This window comes from Candidatus Nitrospira salsa, from assembly GCF_965152625.1.
In genome coordinates, this window is record NZ_CBCUCO010000005.1 from 136106 (window position 1) to 147893 (window position 11788).

The 11788-nt window shown below is 45.7% G+C and carries 8 protein-coding genes; 4 read left to right on the forward strand and 4 right to left on the reverse strand.

Translation table 11 applies throughout. The annotated features are described in order from the left end of the window. Positions 1–134: 134 nt before the first annotated feature. From glmS to ACWQXP_RS21160, 3 genes are all read right to left on the reverse strand, one after another. The gene (gene glmS / locus ACWQXP_RS21150; RefSeq protein WP_454064871.1) at positions 135–1964 is read right to left on the reverse strand and encodes a glutamine--fructose-6-phosphate transaminase (isomerizing); all 1830 of its coding nucleotides are present in this window, start codon (positions 1962–1964) and stop codon (positions 135–137) included. 124 nt (positions 1965–2088) lie between these two features. After that, positions 2089–3579, reverse strand: coding sequence for a bifunctional UDP-N-acetylglucosamine diphosphorylase/glucosamine-1-phosphate N-acetyltransferase GlmU (gene glmU, locus ACWQXP_RS21155; RefSeq protein WP_454064872.1), 1491 nt, complete (start codon positions 3577–3579; stop codon positions 2089–2091). A gap of 33 nt (positions 3580–3612) precedes the next feature. Continuing rightward, positions 3613–4284 (reverse strand): DUF502 domain-containing protein, encoded by a 672-nt coding sequence (locus tag ACWQXP_RS21160; protein ID WP_454064873.1) that lies wholly within the window; start codon positions 4282–4284, stop codon positions 3613–3615. A 150-nt stretch (positions 4285–4434) separates the two neighbouring features. Here ACWQXP_RS21160 and tmk point away from each other — a divergent pair, with 150 nt between their 5' ends. The 4 genes from tmk (at position 4435) to ACWQXP_RS21180 (ending at position 9609) form a co-directional block, all read left to right on the forward strand. Beyond that, positions 4435–5148 (forward strand): dTMP kinase, encoded by a 714-nt coding sequence (gene tmk / locus ACWQXP_RS21165; RefSeq protein WP_454064874.1) that lies wholly within the window; start codon positions 4435–4437, stop codon positions 5146–5148. A 46-nt stretch (positions 5149–5194) separates the two neighbouring features. Next, a complete protein-coding gene (gene holB, locus ACWQXP_RS21170) occupies positions 5195–6205 on the forward strand; it encodes a DNA polymerase III subunit delta' (protein WP_454064875.1) in 1011 nt (336 codons plus the stop codon). A 99-nt stretch (positions 6206–6304) separates the two neighbouring features. Next, positions 6305–8296 (forward strand): methionine--tRNA ligase, encoded by a 1992-nt coding sequence (metG, locus tag ACWQXP_RS21175; protein WP_454064876.1) that lies wholly within the window; start codon positions 6305–6307, stop codon positions 8294–8296. A 194-nt stretch (positions 8297–8490) separates the two neighbouring features. After that, positions 8491–9609, forward strand: a complete 1119-nt coding sequence (locus tag ACWQXP_RS21180; RefSeq protein WP_454064877.1) for an acyltransferase family protein — start codon at positions 8491–8493, stop codon at positions 9607–9609. Positions 9610–9748: 139 nt separating this feature from the next. Here the strand turns inward: ACWQXP_RS21180 and ACWQXP_RS21185 are convergent, their stop codons facing one another. Beyond that, positions 9749–11719 carry a hypothetical protein gene (locus tag ACWQXP_RS21185; protein ID WP_454064878.1) on the reverse strand — a complete coding sequence of 657 codons (1971 nt, stop codon included), beginning with the start codon at positions 11717–11719 and terminating at the stop codon, positions 9749–9751. Positions 11720–11788: the final 69 nt, after the last annotated feature.

Sequence of the window (11788 nt, forward strand, 5' to 3'; positions counted from 1 at the left end):
ATCTAGACAAACAAAAATTCGTTCGAATAGTTTAGGATTAGGTAAGAAAAGGTTGAACTTGCCTTGAAAATAAAAATAAACACACGGCTTCATACAACAGCAGCGTAGGTGTGTACAAACACGGAAGGGTGACGTTACTCAACCGTCACACTCTTCGCTAAATTTCGAGGACGATCAACATCCAGCCCGCGTAGCACGGCAATATTATATGCCAACAATTGCAAGCCCACGGCAAACAAGATCGGAGTCAACAATGGATGGACTTCGGGAATTGGCACGACCACTTCTGACACTCGACTTAATTCCTGATCACCTTCGAATCCAAACGCAATGACCGGTGCACTTCGGGCTCGAACTTCCATCAAATTATTGACCGTCTTCTCATAGAGTCGATCACGAGGAGCAAGCACAACGACAGGCATATCTTCATCAACCAGGGCAATCGGCCCATGCTTCATTTCTCCCGCCGCATAACCTTCGGCGTGAATGTATGAAATTTCCTTTAATTTTAAGGCACCTTCAAGTGCAATCGGATAGTTAATTCCACGGCCCAAGTACAGAAAATTATTTTTAGAATAATATTGCTGAGCAATACGGACAATGTCTGCTTCCTGCTTGAGAACCGTCTCCACCCGGCCAGGAAGAGCGGTATATTGATCTAACCACCATCGACCTTCCTCCGCGCTCAACACTTCTCGCACACGTCCAACATGGAGCGCCAGCAGATAGAGGGCCATCACTTGCCCGGTGAAGGCTTTGGTCGAGGCGACACTGATTTCAGGACCACATCGTGTATAGATAATACCATCAGACTCTCGCGCCAACGTACTGCCTACGACATTCACAATAGATAAAACCCGAGCTCCACGCTTTTTGGCCTCTCTCGCAGCTGCCAAGGTATCTGCCGTCTCCCCGGATTGGGAAATCGCAATAAAGAGATCATCTTTTTGAATCATGGGCTCCCGATAGCGGAATTCTGAACCAATGTCGACTTGCACCGGTTTCCGAATCATTTCTTCAAAAAGATACTTTCCAACCAATCCCGAATGCCAAGAGGTGCCGCAGGCCACAATCCAAATACGTCGAGCTTCAATCAATTCTTGGGCGGTCATGGATAAATCAGGAAGATCAGCCTCTCCGGTCTCATAATTAAAACGCCCCCGAAGTGTATCCATGATGACCTGAGGCTGTTCATGAATCTCTTTTAACATAAAATCGGGATAACCACCCTTTTCTGCCGCATCTGCATCCCAATCGATAGTGACACTTGCCCGATTCACGACTTGAGCATCGGCACCGATCACGGAAATATCCGAAGTGGTTAAAATTCCAATGTCGCCATCCTCCAAAAAAACCACATTTCGCGTGTGCGCCAATAAGGGTGTGACATCAGACGCTAAGAACGAGCCTTTTCCATTCTTCCCAATCACCAGTGGACAACCAGATCGCGTGGTTACAATGACATCTGGCTCGGAGACACAGATGGCAGCCACGGCATAACTCCCGTGTAAATCCGAATCCGCCGCTCGTAAGGCTTCTCTCAGCGAGAGTCCTTTCTTCATATACGACTCTAATAAGTGCGCGATGACTTCCGTATCGGTTTCTGAAGAAAACCGATAGCCTTCAGTTTCTAAACGATGTTTCAGAGAAAGAAAATTTTCAATAATGCCATTATGGACGAGCACTAAATTACCTGAGCGATGCGGATGGGCATTTTGCTCAGATGGTTTCCCATGAGTCGCCCATCGTGTATGTCCAATCCCAAGCGATCCATCAAGATGCTCCCGTTCCACCAGTTGCTCTAAATTAATGAGTTTGCCAACGCTACGCTTGACTGCAAGTTCCCCCCCATGAAGGAGTGCAATTCCGGCAGAGTCATATCCGCGATACTCCAATCGCTTTAATCCATCGATCAGAATCGGCGTTGCATTTTCTTTTCCGATATATCCAATAATGCCACACATGATCAATCCTCGATTGTGATCCGTCTGTTATGATTATGACACGTTTTCTTCATTATGTCGGTCGTTGTTGTACAAATCTATAGCCAAGACCTCATCGCATGATCAAATCATGAGCGATAGGCGACTACAACTCGTCTTTATGAAAAGAAGAATCTTCGGCCTGATTGTTTTGGCCGGAGACGTTGCTTGTAGAGTCCGAGGACCTACGGTTCCGCGAGTCCCGCTTACGCTTAGCGGCCCCCTCTTTATTCAGTTGAACGGGTCGAGAAATTCCCAAAGCCTCCGGTGGGACATCCTGCGTCAACGTGGTGCCGGCCGCAATGATGGCGCCACGACCAACCCTGATAGGTGCAATGAGTTGTGTATCACTCCCAATAAAGACGTCATCTTCGATCACCGTCTGGGCTTTTCGGTACCCATCATAGTTACATGTGATGGTTCCTGCCCCAATATTCACATTTCGTCCGATGATGGTGTTTCCAAGATAACTTAAATGATTAGCCTTGGACCCCTCACCTAATTCCGCCTGTTTAAGCTCAACAAAATTTCCCACTTTGGCACGCGCTCGTATTTTGACTCCAGGTCTCAGATGCGCAAACGGGCCAATATTGACCTCTTGATCGATTTCCGCCTCATTGAAGACACAACATTCTAACACCTGAACTCGATCCCCTAAGATACTATTGGTGATTCTGGTGTGTGAACGCACGACGCAGTCTTCACCAATAGTTGTCCGACCTTCTAATCGAACATCTGGATAGAGGACGCTGTCCCGCCCAATCACAACATCCGCATCAATACTTGTTCGATTCGGATCAAGCAGTGTGACACCATTCTGCATCCATATCCGACACACACGTTTACGCATTTCTTGTTCAGCCAAGGCTAAATGCTCTCGATTATTGATCCCAATCGTTTCATTCGTATCTGTGGTCACTAGTGCTGAAACACGAAGTTTTTGGGAGACGGCCATACCTATAATATCTGTCAAGTAATATTCTCCCTGAACATTCTGTGGCTTTAATGTCTCAAGACTCTCAAAAAGAAAATTGGTATTCACAATATATGTGCCAACATTGACTTCTTGAATGGATTTCTCACTCTCACTCGCATCACGATCTTCAACAATGTTGAGGACTTGACTCTCTGCCCCACGAACGACTCGGCCATATCCCTGTGGATGTTCTAAAATTGTCGTCAAAATCGTCACGGTTGCCTGACTCGAGTCGTGATAATCGAGTAAGGCACGAACAGTCGCTTCGGTCAGTAATGGCGTATCGCCATTCAAAATCAGGCAGTGATCTGCCACGGGCTCCTTATCACTCAAGACAACAGACTGAGCCTGTTGCACCGCATGCCCTGTTCCAAGTTGTTGCGTCTGCTCGACCACAAAAAATGGAGCCAGCGTCGCTTCCTCTTGATGAAGATAGTCCCGTACCTGCTCAGCACCATGCCCAACCACAACCGCCACGGCTGAATCCGCAATACGACGAGCCAAGGCCGACATATACCAGAGCATAGGTTTCCCCGCGACGGGATGTAAAACCTTAGGAATGGCCGACTTCATCCGGGTCCCTTGCCCGGCAGCCATAATCACAGCAGACACTGAACTCATAACGTTACTGCCTTCATGATGTTTGATAACACCTCATCCAGTTGTGACCTTGACATCAGGACTCACGGTTTCCTGTGCTTTTCTTTGTACCATTTCATCAACATTAGACTGACGATCTGAGGAATAGAGTCCACCCGAGACAATCAACTTCATCGCTTCTTCAACTTCAAGATCGACTGGCATCACTTCATGTTCAGGAACCAATAAGAAATATCCAGATGTGGGGTTGGGAGACGTTGGAACAAAAACATGAATGAGTGGCTCCGGAACTAAGCGCTGAACTTCATCTCTGGTCTCACCGGTCACAAAGGCCAAACAATAATTACCATCCTTAGGAAATTGAATCATGACGACTTTGTCATATTTTTCGCGTTGTTTAAAGGAGAGAATATCCATGACTGACTTGAGGGTGGCATAGATCCCCCGTACAATTGGCACGCGGTCTAAAAATCCCTCCCACCGTTTCACAATTCGTCGACCAAGAATATTGGTCGTTAAGATCCCCGCAAGAAAAATCAGGATGAGGAGGGCAATAATTCCCAGCCCCGGGAAGTAATACTCCTGGATCAGGAAATCGGCTAACACATTCCCGAGAATACTGTCGACCGTCACAAACAGCGTTTTGAGGACAAGAATCGTCCCCCAAATCGGCGTAATAACCAATAAGCCTGTAAGAAGATAGCGCTTGAGCGAAGCCTGCGACATAGCTAACGAGGCTCTATACCTGACTCCAAGATTGAAGGATAATAGGATTTGGCATACTTGGTAGATTGGACGTACGTCATCTTACAAATATCATCTAGTCCCTGCAAGCCTTTTCTTGAGATTTTCAATAACTTACATTAGGATCTCACAGTGAAAACGACTCAGTATTTCAAAAACAGAGATTCACGACTGTCCGGCAAACGATTGGGGCTCTTTCTTACCTTTGAAGGGATTGAAGGGTCCGGCAAAACTACGCAATGCCACCGATTGGCGGCGACACTCACCTCTCTTGGTCATTCGGTACTCGAAACACGAGAACCTGGTGGCACGCGTTGTGCGGAAAGAATTCGTGCCCTGCTTCTTCAAGAACCCTCATCTGCTGACATTCAAGAGTCAATCACCGCTGAATGTGAAACAGCTCTGGTTTTAGGGGCTCGCTCCCAACATATTCGACATCAAATCCTTCCAGCTCTCGTCAAGAACCGGGTGGTACTCTGTGACCGGTTTACAGATTCGACACTCGCTTATCAGGGTTTTGGACGAAAACTTGAGATGAAAGCTCTCACGATCTTTAATGATTTTGTCACCCAAGGCCTCATGCCGGACCTGACATTTTTGTTTGATCTTCCCATTCAAGAAGGTCTCGCCAGACGAAAACGTGCTAAAAATCAAAACCGTCTCGATCGAGAGTCCCAGGCGTTTCATAGCCGTGTGCGTCGGGGGTTTTTGAATATCGCCGCACAAAACCCTCAGCGTATCATCATTATCAATGGACGAGAGAGTCCAGAAAATATTGCCAAGACAATTGAGCACAAGGTCATCAACCTGTTACATAGAAGAATACGGGTCAAGACATCGACCTGAGACATATCTCAAGTTATCACGCGGCTGCCAAAAACCTCATCTATTTATGCCTTTCCAAGACATCATCGGACACGAAACTCCCATCACATGGCTGCGCAACGCCATCCAGTCGAATCACCTTGCCCATGCCTATTTATTGATAGGCGAGGAGGCCATCGGCAAACGCATGACGGCCATACAATTTATTCAAGCCATGAATTGCGACACCCATGCGGACTCCCCAACACCAGATGCATGCGGAACATGCAGATCCTGTCAACAAATCATGGCACACATTCATCCTGACATTCTCTTTATTCAGCCCGAAGAAGGACAAGGCCAGCACCCACAAATCAAAATTGAACGGGTTCGAGAAATTGAACATCACGTCATTTATCGTCCACTTCTTGGGATGAAGAAGATCTGCATGATTGACAACGCGGATCGTCTTACGATCGGTGCCGCGAATGCACTCCTCAAAACACTCGAAGAACCGCCTGATCATTGCTTATTCCTTCTCGTCACCAGCCGTCCCTCAGCCCTTTTGACGACACTCAAATCCCGTTGCCTGACTGTAAGATTTGCTCCTCCTTCTCAGGAACAGGCCATCGATTACCTTATGCAAGAACGAGGATTTTCAAAGGCCGATGCTCGATTCATCAGCTTCCTCACGAATGCACGGCTAGGAGAAGCCCTGAACCTTGATCTGGAGGACACCAAGGCCAAGCAACACGAGTTTTTTTCGTTATTATTTGAAAACTCAGCCTCGATCTCTGGAAGCTTTGAAGCCGCTGAGACCTTATCCAAGTCCGGGCAAATACCAGAAGCCCTCTTGTGGATTTGGACTGGCCTACGTGACATCCTGCTTGTCGCAACCCAAGCTCCAACGGAGTTTCTTTTCCATGAAGATCATCTTCCCAAACTGCGAGAGTTAGCCCAACGAACTTCACCGCAGAAGATATTAGGTCTGCTTGACACACTTCATCAATTGGAGCAAGGACTTCAGCGAAATCTCAATTCGCAACTGCGATTTGAGCAGTTTTTTCTACACCTTCGGGAAGCCATTCCCCCTTCATAATGCAATAAAGATGAGCATCGTTCTATTTACTCACCATTCAACAGGACAACAGTAATCCACAGTACGCATCGTACGCGATACCGCCTCAATACACTTATTATGACACAACCATTTTATATCACCACTCCGATTTATTACGTAAATGATGTTCCCCATATTGGACATGCCTACACCACGATTGCGGCTGATGTCCTCGCGAGATTTCGCCGTTTACATGGCGATGACGTCTTTTTCCTCACCGGCCTTGATGAACATGGACAAAAAGTCCAGCAGGCTGCGGCCAAAGCCAATATTTCTCCGCAAGCCCACTGTGACCGGCTGACCCCACAATTCAAAAACTTGTGGGGAAAACTCATGATGAGTCATGACGGGTTCATTCGAACAACAGACCCACAACATCAAACCGTTGTTCAAGGTTTTCTTCAGACGCTGTATGACAAGGACCTTATTTACCGAGCCGAATACACCGGGTGGTACTGTACGTTCGACGAACGATTTTGGACTGAGAAAGATGTTGAGGGCGGACTGTGTCCGGACTGTAAACGTCCGGTCGAACAATTAAGCGAGAGCAATTACTTCTTCAGAATGAGTCAGTATCAAGATCGTCTCAAAGCCCATATCAACGATCATCCTGAGTTTATTCGACCAGTCTCTCGACGCAATGAAATCCTTGGGTTTCTTGAAAAACCCTTGGAAGACCTCTCAATTTCCAGACCAAAATCTCGCCTGACTTGGGGTATCGAACTTCCCTTCGATGCTGACTATGTCACATACGTATGGTTTGACGCCTTGACGAATTATGTTTCTGCCTTGGACTATCTACCACCATCTCCTTCCAGAGATCGATATTGGCCAGCGACAGTTCACCTGGTGGGCAAAGATATCTTGACGACTCATGCCGTCTATTGGTCCACGATGCTCATGGCCCTTGAGCTTCCGCTTCCTCAAACCATCTTTGCACATGGCTGGTGGACCGTGGGTGGCGAAAAAATGTCAAAAAGCCGTGGAAACGTTGTCAATCCCAATTCCGTCGTGGATGAATTTGGTGTCGATGCTTTTCGGTATTTCCTCCTTCGCGAAGTTCCGTTTGGCCAAGACGGCGATTACTCGCAAGAGGCTCTGATTGGTCGAAATAATAGTGACCTCGCCAACGGGTTAGGGAATCTGCTCAGCCGAACGGTGACACTCATTCAACGTTTTGCCAACAGCACCATACCTGCGCCGGTTCGTTCAACCGAAGATGAACTTGATCGAGAATTACAAACCGAAGCCCAAACCCTTCTTCAAACCACGCTCCCCCACCATTTGAGTCCTGAACGGATTGAATTTAATCGCGCTCTAGAAAGTATTTGGGGACTTGTTCAATTAGGGAATCAATATATTGATAAGACCGCCCCCTGGGTGTTAGCCAAAGACCCTGCCAAACAAGAACGTCTGCATACGGTCTTGTACAATGCCGCTGAGACCTTACGAATTTTGTGTCTTGCTAACGCCGCCTTTATGCCAAGCACGGCCCAGCATATGAATGAACAATTAAGATTATCATTAGACTTCTCCCGTCCACTCCTCTCTCAAAAAATTACCTGGGGAGACCTCGCCATTGGAACAACGGTCCAAAAAGGCCAAGCCCTATTCCCAAGAATTGACGTAACAACGGTGAAAAATGAGAAGAACGTGATCAGTCAGGAAGTGAACCCCGCTAAACAGAAGTCCTCAAAAAGTTCAAATGAAGAGACAAGCAAAAATTCGCCAGAGACTCCAACAGAAGAACAAATCTCCATTGAAGACTTCATGAAAGTCCAGCTTAAAGTAGGGAAAGTTCTTGAAGCCGAGCGAGTGCCAAAATCCAATAAACTTTTAAAACTTCAAGTAGACCTCGGAAGCGAGCGAAGGCAAATTGTAGCGGGAATTGGCAAAAAATACGAACCCGATCACCTGGTCGGACAAACGATTGTGGTCGTGGCCAATCTAAAACCCGCCAATTTGATGGGGGTGGAATCTCAGGGAATGGTGCTGGCGGCAGGGGACAAAGAGGTTGGGGGAATCATCACGATCAAGGAAGACATCCTACCAGGCACGCACGTGAAATAAACATCAATATTCCTCAAAACCGGTTCAGAAAAAGTCTATGGCCACTTTCAGGAGGACCACAAAACTGTTACGTGTTATAAGGTAGAGATATTATCACAGCAAATCATTACCACAGCTATATTCACACTGTGCTGCTTAGCTCATGCTCTCGGTCACGGAGGCCACCTCCGACTCGCCAAACATAGACATCATCGATGGGCAACCATACAGACATCCCAGACAAGGTTATTTCAGCCATTGACTTCATGCGTGGAATCTTCGCCCTATTCATAGCAATAGGGCATACTTACGATATCGCAAAAACCTCCAGTCAACCTGTCATTTTATCACTGGAGGAATCTATTCGCGCCTGTTTCGGGTTTCAGTGGGTGATAGGGTTTTTTGTGATAAGTGGCTTCTGCATTGAACGGTCTTGCCAGAATACATCAACGCAGCATTTCCTAAGAAACTATGCTACGGCTAGATTCACACGACTAGCCCCTCTTTATTACACCGTCATATTTATAACAATCATATTTGAACTCATTATGTTTCAATCAGAGTACAGACCAGCATATTGGACAAAATATATATCGTTCGAAGGTGTTATTACGCAAGTATTCTTTCTTCAAGGTGCTGGATTATTGACTGCCGCCTTCGGATCATTCGCCTCATCGTACACAATAACCCATGAAGTCTTTTACTATATTTATTGGGGAATATTCAGACGACAAATCCAACTCGCTCGTGGCAGCATATCTATGCCCCAGGCAACACTACTCTCTGCCGTTATTTTTTACGTTGGATACCTTCTACTGACGAATACAGCATATCCGCTGTCTCTTATATTTTACTATGGTCTCCCTTGGCTTATCGGAGTACTGGTCTATCAACACTACCATTCATTAGTCAATCAGACGATGGTTCGGAACATTTGTTCTGTATGGCCTCTATTCCTTATCCTCATCTTAAGCGGTTACGCGTTTGGCTGGGTAACTCAGAAATTTTGGTTTCTGATCTTAGCGATTATTTTTTCCATGATGATTATCCAAGCGAATGAGAAAACGTCTTGCTATTCTAGGTTAGGAAATCTACCACGTTTTCTTGGATATCTCAGCTATCCTCTTTTCCTTGTTCATGGCCCAATAGCGATGTTTATCGCCTTTGTAATCAATCATGCACAGTGGCGCCTCGAGTTCCACTTTCTTTTCTTCATTTTAATCAGCAGTGCCGTCGCCGGAGCGACCCTAGTCGTATATTCCATCGAGAAACCATGGCTGATTTTTAGGAGTCGTTGGCTCTCAGGTCGATTTAACCGTGAAACCCTCTATTAGGGATACATGAATTTTTTAGATACAAAAAGAAGTAACATCTGATGGAGAAACTAAAGACACTGAAGGCAAAAAAATGTCAGCATTATCCAGAAGAGAGAAAGTTTTAACAAGAAAGGTTTGAACAATAAATTGGGAGAAATTACAAAAACGGCATGGAGGGTTCTTTTTCAAAACCACGAACATCGCCACGTTCTTCAACTGGCGTTCGTTTATCACTTTGGCTTCCAACACTAACGTTGCTGCATTTAATTTCTAATGGGGTTAATTTCATCTGACCAACATACACAGGGATTCCTCGCTTACCACAAACATCCCGAACATACCGAATTCGCTCCAACGAAATATGTGTGGAACCAAGAATCAGAACACATTGAGAATGTCTGGAGAGGATGACTTCTAATTCATCGACTGTTCCAAGGACTGGAAGACGGTTTACGGTACAGCCCAGATATGAAGCTGCATCATCAATGAACCCAATAGCCCGAAACCCTAAATCAAAATTTTGATTTAACTCACGCTGAATAAGCTGGCCACCTTTACCTGCACCATAAATTAGTGCAGGACGCCTTGACTCATCCTGTTCGAAGCGAAAGTAGTCTAAGATTCTATATGTACTGCGCGAGCAAACAATCAACGCGCTGAGTATCAAAAAATCATTAAAGAAAAAACCAATTATTCCTGCAGGTGGAAGAATCACTAACGCAACAATTGAAGACAAGACTACGGCCGCACCAGCGGCTAAAATTATCCGTAAGAGATCACCGGTACTGAGTGCTCGCCACACACCACGATACAAGCCAAAGACGTAGAACACCCCAAACTGAAGACCCAAGACTATTGGGAAAAGAGACTTGAACCAGAGAAAAAACTCTGGATTTAACTGCGGTTCATACTTCAAAACGAACGCAACCCAAAAAGAAAAACTTACAATGAAGATGTCAAAAAAACCTAAAAAGAAGGACTTATGTAGCCCCATCCTGTCATAAAGCCGCATGAATTGTTCTGCCTGAACAAAACGTAACTCAGTATATCCTAGCTTTGAAATTCCGATATAAGTCGCCAGTGCAACTAAAGCAAGAACAAGGCCAGCATTTCGTCCATTTGCCAACACCGTCAAAAACCCTAAAGATGATAGCAATAATGCAAGTCCATAGAGAGTTAGGACGGCTCCACGATGTGAAAACCCAACAGCCAACAATCGATGATGAATGTGGTCTCGATCAGGTTCAAACATCCACTGGAGTGAAGAAATTTTCTGTTTGATCGTGCTTTTATATGGATTAAGGACGTGAAGGGTTCCCAGGTAACGCCTAATCATGGAAATAAGCGTATCAGCAATCGGCAATCCAAATACTAAGAGCGGAAACAGTATGGCTAATGCAGTCACACCCTTTTGGGAGCCAGTAATTGCGGTTAGAGCAAGAACATAACCAATGACTAAACTTCCTGAATCGCCTAAAAATATTTTGGCCGGGTAAAAATTATATCGAAGGAATCCACACAAAGCACCTACAATGATTATGAGAAGTATGGCTTCACTCTGATCTCCTCGCAAAATAAAAACTGCGGCACTTGTCCCAGCAGCGATACTTGCCAAACCAGCAGAAAGTCCATCAAGCCCATCGACTAAATTAAATGCATTTGTAATTCCGATAATCCACAGAAATGTTAACGGAAAAGCCAAATACCCGATATCTAATCCAGTTTCACCTAAGAACGAGATTCGGTCAAATCGTATTCCCCATGCAATAGCCACTAACGCAGCAGTGCTTTGAAACCCAAACTTAACCCAAACTGGTAGGGGCTTGATATCGTCCCATAGTCCTACGACAAAAACGATCACGCTCCCCACGACAAAAGGCATCCACACTGATGCTAAGGGGATCGTCAAATGCCCCTGAGAAGCCAGTACGAATACAACGCATAAAGTAATGATTACGGAACAGACAATACTAACCCCACCAAGACGAGGAACAGGGCTCGAATGAACTTTCCTTCCACTTGGATGATCAACAACACCAAATCTCTTTGCAATGATTGCAATGACAGGCGTCAGTAGCAGAGATGTGACTGCTGCAACCGTAAAAAAAAGAAGGCCTAAAAGCTCCATTACCCCTCCTTAGGACAGTTGGAGTAAACCACCGGTTTTTCAGAAAGCCACTTTAAATACCGAGCAGGA